A 16377-nucleotide genomic window follows, 5' to 3' on the forward strand; every position below is an offset into this window, starting at 1 on the left:
GTCAGAACACCGGGATGATGTCCTCCGGGTCGATGAAGTCCACCTTCACGCCCTCCAGGTCGAGCTCCGGGATCGCCGGGAAGTCGATCCCCCACCGTTCCACGATCGCCCGGACGCGGGCCATCGCCACCCGCCAGTTCTCCGCCTGCTCCTCGTACGACAGCACCCCCAGCCCCGCGTCCCGCGCGTGGTCCATGAGGACGCGGTGGTTGGCGAGGAAGTACGGGGGCAGGTCCCAGAAGCCCTCGGGCGGCTCCCAGAGGATCATGGACAGGAACACGAACCCGGCCCGGAGCTGCCGGGTGATGAGGGTGCGCGTGTCGTCGGTGAGGCCCGGCCACTCGTTCTCCAGGATGGTCATGCAGATCTGGAGGTGCCGGGACTCGTCGCGGCCGATGCGGTGGAACATCTCGCCGAACACCGGATGCCGGGTCTCCGACGCCATGCCCCTGAACAGGGTGGACGCCGCCATCTCGCCCATCATGAAGCTGGTGAACAGCACGGGCAGGCTGTACTTGCCGACGGCGCTGGTGTAGCCGTTCCAGTAGCGGCCGCCGTTGTGGTACAGCCAGCCGATGTTGTTGTGGGCGGCCCGTTCGAGGTCGTCGGACGGGGTCCAGTCGAGGGGGCCGCCGGGCCAGAGCTTGGCGATCGTGCGCTGGCAGCATTCCTCGTGGTTCATCTCGTCACGGGTGATCGAGAAGAAGCACTTCCGGACCGGGTCCTCCTCGTGCTTCTCGAACGCCTGGATGGTGGCCCGGGCGAACACCGCCGGGCCGGAGGCGTCGAAGTTCGCCAGCACGGCGAACCAGTACATGACGCCGAGCCGCTGCTCGCGGGTGAAGTCGGCCGGGTCGAGGCCGTCCCAGGGCAGGTCGGCGGGGTTCCAGACCATGCGCTTGGACTTCTCGTAGATGGCCGCGAGCTTGGCGGTCTCGACCCGCCACTCCATCGGGTAGATGTTCGGCTGCGGGATCTCCGGGGCCGGCCAGAAGCCGCCCTCCGGGATGGTGAGGTCTGCCATGTGACACCTCCATCCCTCATCCTGCGCGGCGCCGTCACGTCTTTCAACCGTCAGGTTCCAGGCGTCACGTACGGGTGCGCTGCGTCACCGCCACGCACACCAGGACGGCCAGCGCGCCCAGCACCGTCGCCACTCCGAAGCGCTCCCCCATGAGGAACCACGCCCACACCAGCGTGAGCAGCGGCTGTGTGAGCTGCGTCTGCCCGGCGCGGGCGATCCCGCCCCTGGCCAGGCCCGCGTACCACGGGATGAAGCCGAGGAACATCGACACCGCCGCCACGTACGCGAACCCGGCGAGCGCCTCGGCGGACGGGTGGACCGGCGTCGTCGCGGCCAGCACGGCGGTCACGGGGGCGGTGAGCGGCAGGGACAGGACGAGCGCGTACGAGATGACCTGCCAGCCGGGCGTCTCGCGGGCGAGCCGCCCGCCCTCGGTGTAGCCGACGGCGGCCGACAGCAGGGCGCCCACCAGCAGCAGGTCGGCCCAGGCGCCCGCCGGTCCGGAGCCGTGGCGGGTGACGGTGAACGCGGTGATGGCGGCGGCGCCGGCCGCGCAGGCGACCCAGAACAGCGGCCGGGGACGTTCACCGGCGCGCAGCACGGCGCAGGCGGCCGTGGCGGCCGGCAGCAGGCCGACCACGACGGCCGAGTGCGCGGTGGTCGCCCCCAGGTCCAGGGCCAGGCCGCTGAAGACGGGGAACCCGAACACGACCCCGAGGGAGATCAGGGCGTACGAGCCCCACTGGCGCCGGGGCGGGAGCAGCGGGAGCCGGGCGGCCCGCAGGCAGACGAGCGCGATCACGGCGGCGACGAGCGCCCGGCCGATGGCGACGAGCCACGGGTCGAAGCCGCGCATCGCGAACACCGTGGCCGGCATGGAGCCCGAGAAGGCCAGCACGCCGAGGAGGGCGAGCCCCGTCCCGCCGCCCTTGCGGACGGCCGGGGGGACCGCTACCAGCGGTGCGACGATAGCGCTATTCTGGTCTTTCATGAATAACGATAGCAGTATCGCCCAGATCGCCGCGATACTGCGCGACGAGGCCGCCCGCCTCCGGCCCGGCGACCGGCTGCCCTCCAGCCGTGAGGTCATGCGGCGCCACAACGTCAGCCCCGTGACCGTGTCGCGGGCCCTGGGCGTGCTGGCCGCCGAGGGCGTGGTGGTCACCCGGCCGGGCAGCGGCGCGTTCGTCGCCCACCGCGCCGAACGGCCCGCCGCCGCCCCCGACCTGTCCTGGCAGACCGTCGCGCTGGGCGACCGGGTGGTCGACGAGTCGGCCGTCGTCGCCCTGCTGAGCCCGCCGCCCGAGGGCGTCGTGCCGCTGACCGGCGGCTATCCGCATCCGGGGCTGCGGCCGGACCGGCAGCTCGCCGCCGCCGCGGCGCGGGCGGTGCGCCGGCCCGACGCCTGGGCGATGCCGCCGCTGAACGGCCTCGCGGAGCTGCGCCGCTGGTTCGCGGCCGAGGCGGGCGGCGACGTGACGGCCGCCGACGCGCTGATCGTCAGCGGCGGCCAGTCGGCCCTGACGCACGCCTTCCGGGCGCTGGCGGCGCCCGGCACGCAGGTGCTGGTGGAGACGCCGACCTATCCGGGCGCCCTGGCGGCGGCCAAGGCGGCGGGGCTGCGGGCGACCGCCGTGCCGATGGACCGCGACGGCGTACGGCCGGACCTGCTGGCCGAGGCGTTCGCCGTGACGGGGGCGCGGGTGTTCTGCACCCAGCCGACGCTGCACAACCCCACGGGCGCCACGCTGCCGCGCGAGCGCCGCGAGCAGGTGCTGCAGGTCGCCCGGGCGGCGGGCGCTTTCGTGATCGAGGACGACTTCGCCCGCTACCTGACCGACCAGGCGCCGCCGCCGATGATCTCCATGGACGAGCACGGCGTCGTGGTCTACATCGCCTCCCTGACCAAGGTGCTGTCGCCGAGCATGCGGGTGGCGGCCGTGATCGCCCGCGGCCCCGCGGCGCACCGGCTGCGCGCGAGCCAGCTCGTGGAGTCCTTCTTCGTGGCCCGGCCGCTGCAGGAGACGGCGGTGGAGTTCCTCGGCTCGGGCGCGTGGGGGCGGCACCTGTCGGCGCTCCAGGCGGAGATCGTCACGCGGCGCGACGCGCTGGCGGCCGAGCTGGCGCTGCGCATGCCGCGGGCCGAGCCGTACCTGCTCCCGCGGGGCGGCATGCACCTGTGGCTGCGGCTGCCGCCCGAGGTGGACGAGCGGGCCCTGGTGGAGGAGGCCCGGCGGGGCGGCGTGCTGGTCAGCCCGGGGCGGATGTACTACCCGTCGGAGCCGCCGGGGCCGCGCGTGCGGGTCACGCACATCGCGGCGACGCATCTTGCGGAGCTGGCCGAGGGGGTGCGCCGCCTGGCCGAGGCCCTGGACCGCGTCTCGTGACGAGGATGATCAATCTCACGGGGGGCCGTCCGGGTGGGCCGTGGGAGCCGCCGTACAGTAAGGGCATGCCGGCACCCGCGGAGCTCGTGCGCGACTTCGTGAACACCCTGGACGTGGAGTGCGGCACGGACGAGCTGGCCTGCCCGGAGGAGCTGGCGCTGTGGCTGCGCGAGCGCGGCCTGGCCGGCCCTCTCGACCGCGCCACGGACGCCGACCTGGCCACCGCGCTCGCCCTGCGCGAGGGGTTACGCGCCGCCCTTCGCACGCACCACGACCAGCCGCTGCCCGTGTTGCCGCTGCGCCTGGTGGTCGATCCCCTCCCCCGGCTCGTCCCGGTCGAGAGCGGGATCCCCGGCGCCCTCGCCGCGATCGCCGCCGCGGTCGCCGACGCCTCCTGGGACCGGCTCAAGGTGTGCGCCGAGATCACCTGTCAGTGGGCGTTCATCGACGTCTCGAAAAATCGATCTCGCTCGTGGTGTTCCATGCGGGTCTGCGGCAACCGCACCAAAACGCGCGCCTACCGGGCGAGGAAGCAGGGTTCGCGTCGTCTCCAAGCCTCAAACACCGATACGGTGTAACTCGTGCCTTGTGGCATGGACGGCAGGCGAAGGAGCGGGCCGAGATGGCAGACGTAGGCGTTCGGGCGGCCCGGCGCGAGGATGTGCTCCAGGTGGCGAATGTTCAGATCCGCGCCTGGCGCTACGGCTATCGGGATTTCCTTCCCGAGGGCCCTTTGGAGCAGATGACCGGCCCGGCGGCCGAGAAGATGTGGCTGCGCCAGTGGGACGAGGCGATCGTCGCCCCGCCCACGTCGAGGCACCGGGTGCTGGTCGCGGTGGAGACCATTCTCGACACCGAGGGGTTCCCCGCGCTGGGTGTCGGGGGCAGCGGCGTACCCGCCACCCCGCGGGGCGGTGAGCGCGTGGTGGGCCTGGCCTCGCACGCCCCCGCCGAGGACCCGGATCTCGATCCCACCGAGGTGGCCGAGATGCTGACGCTGCTGGTGGACCCCGACTTCGTACGGCGCGGCCACGGCAGCCGCCTGCTCAACGCGACGGTCGACCACCTCCGCCAGGACGGCTACCGGCAGATCGTCACGTGGGTGTTCGCCGACAACTACGCGGTGCTGGGCTTCCTGGAGTCGGCGGGCTGGGGCGAGGACATGGCGGAGCGCGTCCTCGACATGGGCCGCCCCATCCGTATGGTCAGGCTCACCACCGACATCAGCTAAGGGATCTTTCGAGATATGGCAACCCCCGGCCAGTGGATCGCCGGAGCGCGTCCCCGCACCCTTCCCAACGCCGTCGTGCCCGTCGTGGTCGGCACCGGCGTGGCGATCGGCGAAGGCCAGCCGATCTGGTGGCGTGCGGTCCTCGCGCTCCTCGTGGCGCTGCTGCTGCAGATCGGCGTCAACTACGCCAACGACTACAGCGACGGCGTGCGCGGCACGGACGACGAGCGGGTGGGCCCGATGCGGCTCGTCGGCTCGCGGGCCGCCACGCCGCCGCAGGTGCTCGCCGCCGCGTTCGGCTGCTTCGCCGCCGCGGCGGTGCTCGGGCTGATCCTCGTGATCGCGACCCGGGCGTGGTGGATCCTGCTCGTGGGCGCCGCGAGCATCGCCGCCGCGTGGTTCTACACGGGCGGCAAGAGCCCGTACGGCTACCGGGCGCTGGGCGAGGCGGCCGTGTTCGTGTTCTTCGGCCTGGTGCCGGTGACGGGCACGGCGTACGTGCAGACCGAGCACCTGTCGTGGCCGGCGCTGATCGCCTCGATCCCGGTCGGCCTGCTGTCGTGCTCGATGCTCGTGGTCAACAACCTGCGCGACGTCCACACCGACGGGCCGGTCGGCAAGCGCACGCTCGCGGTGGTGCTGGGCGCCGAGCGCACCCGCACCCTGTACGCGGTGTGCCTGATCGCGCCGTTCGTGGTGGCGGTGGCGATGTTCCCCCTCGCCTGGCTGACGCCGCTCGCGGTGCTGGCCGCGCCGCTGGCGGTCATGCCGGTCAAGACGGTGCTGCACGGCGCGGTGGGTCCGGCGCTGATCGGCGTGCTCCAGCAGACGGGCAAGCTGCAGATGGCGTACGGCCTGCTGCTGTCGATCGGCCTGGCCGTCAGCCTCTGAGCGGGCCGCTGGACGGCCCCTACGCGGGCGCCGGTTCGGCGCGGGCGGTCAGGGTCAGGGCGATGACGACCAGGTACACCACCACGGCGATGATCGCGGCGTGCCGCATCCCGGCCACGAAGGCGCCCGCGTCGGAAGGGCTGCCCGCGACGGCGCCCAGGACGGCCACGCCGACCGCTCCCCCGGCCTGCCGGGCGGTGTTGTTGAGCGCGCTGGTGAGACCCTCCCGCCCGGGCGGCGCGGCCCCCATGGCGAGCGCGACGACGCTCGGCGTGAGCAGCGCCGCGCCCGCGCCCATGACGGCCATGACGACGGCCGGCGCCCAGGCGCCGGCCGCGGGCCGCAGCGTCGGCAGCAGGGCGAACCCGGCCACCAGCAGCCCGAGCCCCGCCAGCATGACCGGCCGGGGGCCGCGCCGGCCGGCGACCCGCCCGGCGTAGGCGGGCAGCAGCACCAGGGGCACGAACAACGGCAGCAGCGACACCCCGGCGACGACGGCCGTGAGGTTCCGCACGATCTGCAGGTAGAGCGTGAACAGCAGCATGACGCCGTTCAGCCCGAAGTTCATGGCCGCGGCGGCGACGGTGCTGACCGCGATGGGGCGGCGCCGCAGCAGCGCGGGCGGCAGCATCGGGTGCCTGGCGCGCCGCTCGGCCGCCGCGAACCCCGCGCCGCAGGCCACGGTCAGCGCCCCGGCAGCCAGGACGAGCGGGTCGCCGAGCCCGAGCCGGCCGGCCTCGATGACCGTGAGGACCAGCAGCGCGAGCGTGGCGGTGCCCAGGACGACGCCCGGCACGTCCAGCGGGCGGTCCAGCGGCTCGCTCTCCCCGGCCACGACGAGGATCACCGGGATGATGACCGCGATCGCCGGCACGTTGATCCAGAAGACCCAGGGCCAGCCGAGGAACTGGACGAGCGCCCCGCCGAGGAGCGGCCCGGCGGGCAGGGCGAGGCTGCCGCTGGCGGCCCAGGCGCCGATCGCCCGCGCCCGGCTCTCCTGGTCGGGATGGAGGCGGCTGATCACCGCCAGCGTGCCGGGCAGCAGGAGGGCGGCGCCCATGCCCTGGACGACGCGGGCCGCCACGAGCAGGCCGATCCCCGGCGCCAGCGCGCAGCCCGCCGAGGCCGCGCCGAACAGCGCGAACCCGGCGACCACCACGCGCCTATGGCCGTACCGGTCGCCGAGCGTGCCGCCGGCCAGCAGCAGGCCGGCGAGCGTGAGCTGGTAGCCGTCCACGACCCACTGCAGGTCGGCGACCTGGCCGCCGCCCATCCGGGCGCCGACGGACGGCAGGGCGATGTTGACGATGGTCACGTCGAGCAGGACGAGGAACATGCCCGCGCACATGACGGCGAACGTGACCCTGTCCCTCCCGGCGCCCGCCGCGGGACTCCTCTCGTGTCCCTCCGCGGGAGGACTCCTGTGTCCCTGCGCGGGAGTCCTCCCGTGCCCCTCCGCGGGGCTCCGGCCGGAGCTCGTCACGGGAGCAGGACGAGTTTCCCCGTGGTGCGGCGGCCGGCCAGGTCCTCCAGGGCCCGGCGGGCGTCCGCGAGGGGGTACTCGCCTCCGGCGAGAGGCCGCAGCCGGCCGTTCGCGGTGAGCTCCATGAGCTCGCGCAGCGGCGTCGTCATGCCCGGCAGGTGCAGGGAGCCGCCGAGCCAGTAGCCGGTCACGGAGATGTTGCGCTGGGTCAGCAGCCCGGGGTCCACGGGAGGCAGGGGGTCGCCGCCGGAGGATCCGTAGGTGACCAGGCGGCCGAACGGGGCGAGCGCGCCGAGGGCGGCCTCGAAGACCCGTCCGCCGACCGCGTCGAGCACGATGTCGGCCGGGCGGCCCTGGCCGGCCTCGACGACCCGTTCGGCGTAGCCGTCGGCGTCGCCGTCCACGGCCGCGTCCGCGCCCAGCTCCAGGACCAGCTCCCGCTTCTCCGGGGTGGAGGCGGTGCCGATGACGCGGCCCGCCCCGAACTCGCGGGCGAGCTGCACGGCGAGGTGGCCGACGCCGCCGGCCGCCGCGTTGACGACGACGGTCTCGCCGGGACTCAGCCGGGCCGCCGTGCGCAGCAGGTGCCAGGCCGAGAGTCCCTGGACGAGCAGCGCCAGCGCCTGCCCCGGCTTCAGGTCCTCCGGCACCTCCACGGGGTCGCCGAGCAGCGCCTTGGAGGCGTACGCGTTCGTGGCGAAGCCCATCACGCGGCGCCCGTCGGCGGTGCGGCCGATCACCTCCGAGCCGGGCACGAAGGGGGTCGTGGTCGCTCCGTAGCTGCCCTCGATGCGTTTGATGTCCGCGAAGTTGACGCCGGCGGCCTCGACGTCCACGAGGGTCTCGCCGGGGCCGGGCACGGGGTCGGGCAGGTCCGCCAGGGCGAGGACCTCGGGGCCGCCCAGACGGGTGGCTTGGATGACTCGCATGCCATCGAGGCTATGACCTGTCCCCTCACGCTCCCGAGGGCGGGGGCGCGTCCCGCCGGATGGCGGGTTCCCGTAGCGATGGCGGGTTCCCGTAACGGACGCGGAGGGTTGCCGCAATGGTGCCGGGCGGGGAGGAGTCATTAGCTTCGGCGGGTGTTCAGAACCGCGCTCGCCGCGATCCTCCTCGCCGCCGTCCTCCCGCAGGCCCCCGCCGCGTCGATCCCCGCGTCGGTCGACGCCTACGTCGAGCGGTACCGCGCCGCCACCGGGCTGCCGGGAGTCGAGGTGGCGATCACCAAGGGAACCGAGGTCGTCCACGTCGCCGGATACGGCCGGACCGCCACCGGCGACCCCGTCACGGCCGACACCCCCATGGCGATGGCCTCGGTCAGCAAGTCCTTCACCGCCCTGGCCGTCATGCAGCTCACCGAGAAGGGGAAGGTCGCGCTCGACCAGCCGGTGCGCCGCTACCTGCCCGAGTTCACGATGGCCGACCCGCGCGCCGCGAGGATCACCGTACGGCAGCTCCTCAACCAGACCTCGGGCATGGCCGACTCGGCCTTCCCCGAGAAGAGCCTCCCCCAGCCGGAGACGCTCCAGGGCGCCGTGGCCCGCCTGAGGACCGCCGGGCTCGCCACCGAACCCGGGACCGCCTTCAGCTACCACAACACCAACTACCAGGTCGCCGCGCGGCTCGTCGAGGTGGTCAGCGGCCGGCCGTTCGCCTCCTACCTCAGCACGTACGTCTTCGAACCCCTGGGCATGCGCCACAGCACGACGATCGACACCGACCGCGACCTGCCCGCCGGCGCCCGCGGCCACCTGTACGTCCTCGGCCGGGCCGTCGCCCTGCCGGAGCCTCCCGGATTCGGCAACGGCTCAGGAGGAGTGCTCAGCACCGCCGATGACATGGCCAGGTGGCTGATCGCGCAGAACACCGGCATCCTGTCGCCGCGCAGCGTCCGGGAGATGCGCACCCCGTCCGCGCGGAGCGAGGGCTACGCCTTCGGCTGGACGGCCGGCGAGACCGAGCGCGGCACCCCCGTGCTCGAACACGGCGGCGACCTGTTCACCTCCACCGCCCACCAGCTGCTGATCCCCGGCTCCGGACACGGCGTGGCCGTGATGGCCAACACCGGCATGGCCTTCTCCGACGCGCACCTCCTCATGAAGGGGCTGGTCGCCATCGTCGAGGGCGGCACCCCGCAGCCGCCGCCCGGGAACCCCGCGTTCCTCACCGACCTGCTCTTCGCGCTGCTGACCGTGGTGACCGCCGGGCTGGCGGCTCTGGGCGCCGTCCGTGCCCGGCGCTGGGCCGCGCGCCACACCCGCCGGCGGTGGTGGCGGCTGGCGCCGTACCTGGTGCCGGTCGCGTTGTGCGCGACGCTCGCCCCGATCCACCGCATGCTGGCCCACGGCCGCGACGCCATGTGGATCCAGCTCGCCTACCTCTACCCGACGTTCATGGTGTGGCTGGTGACGGCCGCGGTCGCGGGTCTGACGGTGGTGGCCGCACGCCTCTGGGGAGCGGTGCGGCCACGACGGCGTTGACGCGGGGTCAGGAGACGGGGCGCTCATGACGACGCGGGGCGCCACCTCGATGCCCAGCTCGCGCTCGTGCTGCACCAGCGCCCGCAGCTCGGGCCCCCACTCCCCCTCGGGCAGCACGGCGAAGCCCTGACGTTCGTACCAGGGAGCGTTCCACGGCACGTCGCGGAACGTCGTCAGCGTCACCGCGGGCAGGCCGCGGGCGAGCGCGTGGTCGCGCACCGCCGCGACCAGCCGCCCGCCGATGCCGCGCCGCATGTGCGAGGGGTGCACGGCGAGCTGCTCCAGGTGCAGGTTGCCGTCCACCTGGCCCATGAGCGCGAACCCGTGCGGCGGGTCGCCCTCGACCAGCACCACCGAGGGATCGTCGATCTGCGTGGTCTCCGGTGGGAACGTGATCCCCACCCGCTCGAACATCGTGTCGGCGGCCAGCTCTATCGCCGCCAGGCCGGGCAGTTCCCCGGCTTCGGCCCATCGCACCATGGCGACACGGTCTCATGTTCGGGCCGGACGGCGCCTCTGTATTAGGGTTCAGAGCGTGTGGCTCGGCGGTGCGGCGCCGAGACCCCTTCCGCACCCCGTGCCCACTCGCCTGTTCGCAGGCGGTGGGCACGCCGTGTCTGGGGAAGGCTCGGCCTCAGAGGTCGAGCAGCGGCTCCAGGCCCACGGTGAGGCCGGGCAGCTCCCGCACCCGCCGCACGCCGAGCAGCACGCCCGGGGTGAACGCGGACCGGCTCATCGTGTCGTGCCGGATCGTGAGGGTCTCGCCGTCGCCGCCGAGCAGCACCTCCTGGTGCGCGATGAGGCCCGCCAGCCGTACGGCGTGGACGTGGACGCCGCCCACGTCGGCGCCGCGCGCGCCGTCGAGCTCGGTGCTGGTGGCGTCGGGCATGGCGCCCAGCCCCGCCTTGGCCCGCGCCTCGGACACCAGCTCCGCGGTACGGCGGGCGGTGCCGGAGGGGGCGTCGGCCTTGTTCGGATGGTGCAGCTCGACGATCTCGACCGACTCGAAGTGGCGGGCCGCCTGCTGCGCGAAGTGCATCATCAGCACGGCGGCGATGCCGAAGTTGGGCGCGATCAGGGCGCTGGTGCCCGGCGAGGCCGCCAGCCAGCCGCGCACGGTGTCGAGCCGCGCGGCGTCGAAGCCGGTGGTGCCGACCACGGGGTGGATCCCGTGCGCGATCGCCCACTCCAGGTTGCCCATGACCACGTCGGGATGGGTGAAGTCGACCACCACCTCGGCGCCCCGCAGGCCCTCGACGGCGTCGTCCTTGTCGAGCGCGGCCGCCAGCTCCATGTCGGGAGCCGCCTCGACCGCCTTGCACACCTCGACGCCGACACGACCGCGGGCGCCGAGCACACCTACCTTGATCACACGCTCAACCCTATACGGCGGCTCCGCGCGGGCCGCAGGAGGACCCGCGCGGAGCCACTACAGGCTTGTCGTCACGCGATGGCGAAGGAGAAGTCCTTGTCGCCGTACGGGCCGATCACGGCGAGCGTGAGCGGCCGGGTCAGCACGTCGGCGGACACCTCGGCGATCTCGTCGGGCGTGACCGCGTCGATGCGCGCCAGCACCTCGTCCACCGACAGCAACTCGTCGTAGACCAGCTCGTTCTTGCCGATGCGCGACATGCGCGAGCCGGTGTCCTCCAGGCCGAGGACCAGCCCGCCGCGCATCTGGCCCTTGCCACGCATGATCTCGTCGGCGCTCAGCCCGTCGGAGACCACCCGGGCCACCTCGTCCCGGCAGATCTTCAGCACATCATCGATCTTGGACGGGAGACAGCCGACGTAGATGCCGAACTGCCCGGTGTCGGCGTAGGCCGAGGTGTAGCTGTAGGCGGAGTAGGCCAGGCCGCGCTTCTCGCGGATCTCCTGGAACAGCCGGGACGACATGCCGCCGCCGAGCGCGGCGTTGAGCACGCCGAGCGCGAAGCGCCGGTCGTCGGTGCGGGCCATGCCCGTGGTGCCGAGCACCAGGTTGGCCTGCTCGGTCGGGCGGTCGAGCACGGTGACCGCGGAGTGGGTCGCGGCGCCCGGGCCGCTCGTGCGCGGCGCGACGCAGTCGAGGGGCCCGCCGAGGGCGCCCGCCCGCTCGTACGCCCGCGCGACCAGCTCCACGACCTCCTCGTGCCGGACGTTGCCGGCGACCGAGACGACCGTGCGGCGCGGCTCGTAGTAGCGCTGGTAGTACTCGGCGATGCCGTCACGGCCGAGCGCGTTGATCGACTCGACCGTGCCGAGGATGGGCCGCCCGATCGGCGAGTCGCCGTACAGCGCCGCCGCGAACTGCTCGTGCACGACGTCGGACGGGTCGTCGTCGTGCATGGCGATCTCCTCGAGGATCACGCCCCGCTCGGACTCCACGTCGTCGTCGGTGATCAGCGAGCTGGTCACCACGTCGGCGAGCACGTCGACCGCGACGGCCAGGTCCTCGTCGAGCACCCGCGCGTAGTAGCAGGTGTACTCCTTGGCGGTGAAGGCGTTGATCTCACCGCCGATGCCCTCGATGGAGGCCGAGATCTCCATCGCGTCACGCGTGGGGGTGCCCTTGAACAGCAGGTGTTCGAGGAAGTGGGTGGCCCCCATGTGCTCGGGGGCCTCGTCCCGGGAACCGATGCCGACCCACATGCCGACCGCGACGCTGCGCACGGTCGGCATGGTCTCGGTCACCACGCGCAGTCCGCCGGGGAGCACGGTCCGCCTGACCACCCCGGCCCCTTCACGGCCGGGGTGCAGCGTGGTGGTGAGGGTCACGAGTTACGGTCGTCGGCGTCGTTGCGGGGGGCGCGCACCCGGGTGCGGGTGCGGCGGGGCCGCTCCTCACGGGCCTTGTCGTCGGCGGCCGGGGCCTCGTCGGCCGGGGCCTGCTCGCCGTCGGCCGAGCCCTTGGCCTCCTTCTCGGCGGCCTCCTTCTCGATGACCTCGACGGGCACCAGGGACAGCTTGCCGCGCTGGTCGATCTCGGCGATCTCCACCTGGATCTTCTCGCCGACGCTCATGACGTCCTCGACGTTCTCGATGCGCTTGCCGCCGTGCAGCTTGCGGATCTGCGAGACGTGCAGCAGGCCGTCCTTGCCCGGCATGAGCGAGATGAACGCGCCGAACGCGGCGATCTTGACGACCGTGCCCAGGTAGCGCTCGCCCACCTCGGGCATGTGCGGGTTGGCGATGGCGTTGATCGCCGAACGGGCCGCCTCGGCGGACGGGCCGTCGGTGGCGCCGATGTAGATCGTGCCGTCGTCCTCGATGGTGATCTCGGCGCCCGTGTCGTCCTGGATCTGGTTGATCATCTTGCCCTTCGGGCCGATGACCTCGCCGATCTTGTCGACCGGGACCTTGATGGTGATGATGCGCGGCGCGGTCGGGTTCATCTCCGCCGGGGAGTCGATCGCCTCCTGCATCACCTCGAGGATCGCCAGGCGCGCGCCCTTGGCCTGCTTCAGCGCGGAGGCCAGCACCGAGGCCGGGATGCCGTCGAGCTTGGTGTCGAGCTGGAGCGCGGTGATGACGTCCTTGGTGCCGGCGACCTTGAAGTCCATGTCGCCCATGGCGTCCTCGGCGCCGAGGATGTCGGTCAGCGTGACGTACTTGTCGCCCTCGCCGATCAGGCCCATCGCGATGCCCGCGACCATCTCCTTCAGCGGCACGCCCGCGTCCAGCAGCGCCATCGTGGAGGCGCAGACCGAGCCCATCGAGGTGGAGCCGTTGGAGCCCAGCGCCTCGGACACCTGCCGGATCGCGTACGGGAACTCCTCGCGCGAGGGCAGGACCGGGATCAGCGCCCGCTCGGCCAGCGCGCCGTGGCCGATCTCGCGCCGCTTGGGCGAGCCCACCCGGCCGGTCTCACCGGTGGAGTAGGGCGGGAAGTTGTAGTTGTGCATGTAGCGCTTGGTCCGCTCGGGGTTGAGCGTGTCGATGACCTGCTCCATGCGCAGCATGTTGAGCGTCGTGATGCCCAGGATCTGGGTCTCGCCGCGCTCGAACAGGGCCGAGCCGTGCACCCGGGGCACCACGTGGACCTCGGCCGACAGGGCGCGGATGTCCTTGGTGCCGCGGCCGTCGATGCGGACGCCCTCGTTGATGACCCGCTCACGCATGAGCTTCTTCATCACCGCGCGGAAGGCGGCGCTGACCTCCTTCTCCCGCCCCTCGAACTCGGGCAGCAGCTTCTCGCCGGCCAGCGCCTTGACCTTCTCCAGCTCGGTCTCGCGCTCCTGCTTGCCGGCGATGGTCAGCGCGGCGGCCAGCTCGGTCTTCACCGCGTTCTCGACGGCGGCGTAGACGTCCTCCTGGTAGTCGAGGAAGACGGCGTACTCGGCGGTCTCCTTGGCGGCGACCTGCGCGATGCGCGACTGCGCCTCGCACAGCACCTTGATGAACGGCTTGGCGGCCTCCAGGCCCTGCGCGACCGTCTCCTCGGTCGGAGCGACGGCGCCGTCGGCGACCAGCTTCAGCGTGTCCTTGGTGGACTCGGCCTCGACCATCATGATGGCGACGTCGCCGTCGGCCAGCACCCGGCCGGCCACGACCATGTCGAACGTGGCCCGCTCCAGCTCGGTGTGGGTGGGGAAGGCCACCCACTGGCCGTCGATCAGCGCGACGCGCACGCCGCCGATCGGGCCGGAGAACGGCAGGCCGGCCAGCTGCGTGGACAGCGACGCGGCGTTGATGGCGACCACGTCGTACAGGTGGTCGGGGTTGAGCGCCATGACGGTGGCGACGACCTGGACCTCGTTGCGCAGGCCCTTGACGAACGACGGGCGCAGCGGCCGGTCGATCAGGCGGCAGGTGAGGATGGCGTCCTCGGAGGGACGGCCCTCGCGCCGGAAGAACGAGCCGGGGATGCGGCCCGCCGCGTACATGCGCTCCTCGACGTCCACCGTGAGCGGGAAGAAGTCGAAGTTCTCCTTGGGCTGCTTGGACGCGGTGGTCGCGGACAGCACCATCGTGTCGTTGTCGAGATACGCGACGGCCGAACCCGCCGCCTGACGCGCGAGACGCCCGGTCTCGAACCGGATCGTGCGCGAGCCGAACGTGCCGTTGTCGATGACGGCTTCGGCGGTGTGGACACCCTCCACGGGGGACCTCCTTTTGGTCGGTCGCCCGCGCCCTGTTTTCTCACCGGCACCCTCGTTAGGTGCAGCGCCGGTCTTCGATCGAAGCGCCCGGTCTTGGTTACCGGAAGCCACTACCGAGGACCGGCCCGCAGGCGTCGCGGGTCGCATGGTGCTGAGCGGACGCGGGGGCTGTAGTGTCTCGGATCTTCAGTTGTATGCCAGATGCCCGCCGCCGGAGCGGCGACACACCGGCTTCGCACGGCATATGCGAAGGGAGCGACGCGGACGCCGCTCCCTTCTCATGTTATCGCCGCAGGCCGAGCCGCTCGATGAGCGACCGGTAACGCTCGATGTCGACCTTCTGCAGGTACTTCAGCAGGCGGCGCCGGCGACCGACGAGCAGCAGCAGACCACGACGGCTGTGGTGGTCGTGCTTGTGCGTCTTCAGGTGCTCGGTCAGCTCGCTGATGCGCTTGCTGAGCAGCGCGATCTGCACCTCGGGCGACCCGGTGTCGCCCTCGGCCGTCGCGTACTCGGCGATGATGGTCTTCTTGGCAGCGGTGTCGAGGGACACGGCTCTCCTATCGAATCTACGGGCACGCCTGGCGAACAGGAAAGCGAGCGACCGTGCGTGCCTACAGTCGCCGCAGCGAAGGCCTTCAGGGCAGCGCGCTGCGGCGCCGTCACAGAGCCGACATGCAAGAGTACCACCAAGCGTGGCATCCTCGCTTACCGATGTGACTCCCCGTGGTCGCCCTCGCGTGGCCGCTCCCGCGTGGTCGTGGTCGTGCGGTCAGGACGTCAGGCGGCGGGTCCGGGCCACGTCGTCGTTGATCTGCTCGATCAGCTTCTCGATCGACTCGAAGCGGGTGTTGCCGCGCAGCCGGGCCGCGAACTCCACCGCGACGTGCACGCCGTACAGCTCCAGGTCGTCGCGGTCCAGCGCGTACGCCTCGACGGTGCGCGGCACGCCCTCGAACGTCGGATTGGTGCCGACCGAGATGGCGGCGGGCCAGCGCTCGCCCGCGTAGACGACCGGCAGGTTGGCGACGGGCACGCACTCCAGCCACCCCGCGTAGACCCCGTCGGCCGGGATGGCGGTGTGCGGCGGCGTCTCGACGTTGGCCGTGGGGAAGCCCAGCTGGCGCCCGCGCTGGTAGCCGCGCACCACCACGCCCTCGACCCGGTGCGGGCGGCCCAGCGCCGCGGCGGCGCCCTCGGCGTCGCCGGCCGCCAGCAGGTCCCGGATCCCGGCGCTGGAGACCCCGGCGAGCAGCGGGACGATCTCGACCGTGAAGTCGTGCTTGTCCCCCAGCGCGCGCAGCGCCTCGGTGTCGCCGGCCGCCCGGTGACCGAACGTGAAGTCCTCGCCCACCACGACCGTCGCCGCGCGCAGCCGGTCGGCCAGCACGGACTCGGCGAAGTCGCCGGCGCTCGTGCGCGACAGCTCCAGCGTGAAGTCCAGCACGCACACCTCGTCCACGCCCAGCGCGGTCAGCAGCTCCGCCCGGCGCCGCGGCGTCGTCAGCCGCGGCGTCCACGAGCCCGGCACGACGACGTCGTCCGGGTGCGGCTCGAACGTGACGGCCACACAACGGGCGCCCCGCTCGCGGGCGACGGCGACGGCCCGCTCGATCACCCGCTGGTGGCCGAGGTGGACCCCGTCGAAGACGCCGATCGCGACCACGGACCTCTCCGAACCCTGCACACCGGCCCCATTCGCTCGTGGCGGATCACTCCTCCCCAAGCCTGCCATGCGGCCGGCCCTCCGCTCCAATCGAGGGGGCGATCGGGGTCGATCGCGGGGGTAGCATCGGTCGC

14 protein-coding genes and 1 pseudogene are annotated in these 16377 nt (G+C 72.7%); 5 read left to right on the plus strand and 10 right to left on the minus strand.

Features of this window, described 5'->3' with window-relative positions:
* Position 1: 1 nt before the first annotated feature.
* Positions 2 to 1024: a hypothetical protein gene (locus HT134_RS10120; protein WP_175599865.1), complete on the minus strand. Its 1023-nt coding sequence runs from the start codon at positions 1022 to 1024 to the stop codon at positions 2 to 4.
* 64 nt (positions 1025 to 1088) lie between these two features.
* Positions 1089 to 2015 (minus strand): DMT family transporter, encoded by a 927-nt coding sequence (locus tag HT134_RS10125; protein ID WP_175599866.1) that lies wholly within the window; start codon positions 2013 to 2015, stop codon positions 1089 to 1091.
* On the opposite strand from HT134_RS10125, the gene HT134_RS10130 reads away from it, so the two are divergent.
* From HT134_RS10130 to HT134_RS10145, 4 genes are all read left to right on the plus strand, one after another.
* Positions 2014 to 3411 (plus strand): aminotransferase-like domain-containing protein, encoded by a 1398-nt coding sequence (locus HT134_RS10130; protein WP_175599867.1) that lies wholly within the window; start codon positions 2014 to 2016, stop codon positions 3409 to 3411. The genes HT134_RS10125 and HT134_RS10130 overlap by 2 nt on opposite strands.
* Before the next feature lie 65 nt (positions 3412 to 3476).
* On the plus strand, positions 3477 to 3989 hold the full coding sequence (locus tag HT134_RS10135) for a CGNR zinc finger domain-containing protein (RefSeq protein WP_175599868.1): 513 nt from the start codon (positions 3477 to 3479) through the stop codon (positions 3987 to 3989).
* A 44-nt stretch (positions 3990 to 4033) separates the two neighbouring features.
* On the plus strand, positions 4034 to 4642 hold the full coding sequence (locus HT134_RS10140; RefSeq protein ID WP_175599869.1) for a GNAT family N-acetyltransferase: 609 nt from the start codon (positions 4034 to 4036) through the stop codon (positions 4640 to 4642).
* A 15-nt stretch (positions 4643 to 4657) separates the two neighbouring features.
* Positions 4658 to 5533: a 1,4-dihydroxy-2-naphthoate polyprenyltransferase gene (locus tag HT134_RS10145; protein WP_175599870.1), complete on the plus strand. Its 876-nt coding sequence runs from the start codon at positions 4658 to 4660 to the stop codon at positions 5531 to 5533.
* Between the two features lie 19 nt (positions 5534 to 5552).
* On the opposite strand, the gene HT134_RS10150 is transcribed toward HT134_RS10145, so the two are convergent.
* Positions 5553 to 6881, minus strand: a complete 1329-nt coding sequence (locus HT134_RS10150) for an MFS transporter (RefSeq protein ID WP_175599871.1) — start codon at positions 6879 to 6881, stop codon at positions 5553 to 5555.
* A 131-nt stretch (positions 6882 to 7012) separates the two neighbouring features.
* On the minus strand, positions 7013 to 7945 hold the full coding sequence (locus tag HT134_RS10155) for a quinone oxidoreductase family protein (protein WP_175599872.1): 933 nt from the start codon (positions 7943 to 7945) through the stop codon (positions 7013 to 7015).
* Positions 7946 to 8098: 153 nt separating this feature from the next.
* Here HT134_RS10155 and HT134_RS10160 point away from each other — a divergent pair, with 153 nt between their 5' ends.
* A complete protein-coding gene (locus HT134_RS10160; protein ID WP_175599873.1) occupies positions 8099 to 9496 on the plus strand; it encodes a serine hydrolase domain-containing protein in 1398 nt (465 codons plus the stop codon).
* Between the two features lie 174 nt (positions 9497 to 9670).
* Here HT134_RS10160 and HT134_RS10165 read toward each other — a convergent pair.
* The 6 genes and pseudogenes from HT134_RS10165 to HT134_RS10190 form a co-directional block, all read right to left on the minus strand.
* Positions 9671 to 9976 (minus strand): annotated as a pseudogene (locus HT134_RS10165) (GNAT family N-acetyltransferase); the annotation flags it as partial.
* A 154-nt stretch (positions 9977 to 10130) separates the two neighbouring features.
* Complete coding sequence (gene dapB, locus HT134_RS10170) at positions 10131 to 10868, minus strand: 4-hydroxy-tetrahydrodipicolinate reductase (RefSeq protein ID WP_175599874.1); 738 nt, start codon at positions 10866 to 10868, stop codon at positions 10131 to 10133.
* 71 nt (positions 10869 to 10939) lie between these two features.
* On the minus strand, positions 10940 to 12253 hold the full coding sequence (locus HT134_RS10175) for a M16 family metallopeptidase (RefSeq protein ID WP_175599875.1): 1314 nt from the start codon (positions 12251 to 12253) through the stop codon (positions 10940 to 10942).
* Positions 12250 to 14577: a polyribonucleotide nucleotidyltransferase gene (locus HT134_RS10180; protein WP_175599876.1), complete on the minus strand. Its 2328-nt coding sequence runs from the start codon at positions 14575 to 14577 to the stop codon at positions 12250 to 12252. The genes HT134_RS10175 and HT134_RS10180 overlap by 4 nt, the downstream gene beginning before the upstream one ends.
* Before the next feature lie 283 nt (positions 14578 to 14860).
* Positions 14861 to 15130, minus strand: coding sequence for a 30S ribosomal protein S15 (gene rpsO, locus HT134_RS10185; protein ID WP_113699992.1), 270 nt, complete (start codon positions 15128 to 15130; stop codon positions 14861 to 14863).
* A 219-nt stretch (positions 15131 to 15349) separates the two neighbouring features.
* Positions 15350 to 16243: a bifunctional riboflavin kinase/FAD synthetase gene (locus HT134_RS10190; RefSeq protein WP_312888052.1), complete on the minus strand. Its 894-nt coding sequence runs from the start codon at positions 16241 to 16243 to the stop codon at positions 15350 to 15352.
* Between the last annotated feature and the right edge of the window lie 134 nt (positions 16244 to 16377).

The sequence above is a fragment of the Nonomuraea rhodomycinica genome (assembly GCF_013363995.1).
Taxonomy (GTDB): domain Bacteria; phylum Actinomycetota; class Actinomycetes; order Streptosporangiales; family Streptosporangiaceae; genus Nonomuraea; species Nonomuraea rhodomycinica.

What these genes read in the sequence shown, in the direction of transcription:
- HT134_RS10120 (WP_175599865.1), bottom strand. Translation starts at nt 1,024, where the DNA reads ATGGCAGACCTCACCATCCCGGAGGGCGGCTTCTGGCCGGCCCCGGAG.
- HT134_RS10130 (WP_175599867.1), top strand. Translation starts at nt 2,014, where the DNA reads ATGAATAACGATAGCAGTATCGCCCAGATCGCCGCGATACTGCGCGAC.
- HT134_RS10125 (WP_175599866.1), bottom strand. Translation starts at nt 2,015, where the DNA reads ATGAAAGACCAGAATAGCGCTATCGTCGCACCGCTGGTAGCGGTCCCC.
- HT134_RS10135 (WP_175599868.1), top strand. Translation starts at nt 3,477, where the DNA reads ATGCCGGCACCCGCGGAGCTCGTGCGCGACTTCGTGAACACCCTGGAC.
- HT134_RS10140 (WP_175599869.1), top strand. Translation starts at nt 4,034, where the DNA reads ATGGCAGACGTAGGCGTTCGGGCGGCCCGGCGCGAGGATGTGCTCCAG.
- HT134_RS10145 (WP_175599870.1), top strand. Translation starts at nt 4,658, where the DNA reads ATGGCAACCCCCGGCCAGTGGATCGCCGGAGCGCGTCCCCGCACCCTT.
- HT134_RS10150 (WP_175599871.1), bottom strand. Translation starts at nt 6,881, where the DNA reads ATGTGCGCGGGCATGTTCCTCGTCCTGCTCGACGTGACCATCGTCAAC.
- HT134_RS10155 (WP_175599872.1), bottom strand. Translation starts at nt 7,945, where the DNA reads ATGCGAGTCATCCAAGCCACCCGTCTGGGCGGCCCCGAGGTCCTCGCC.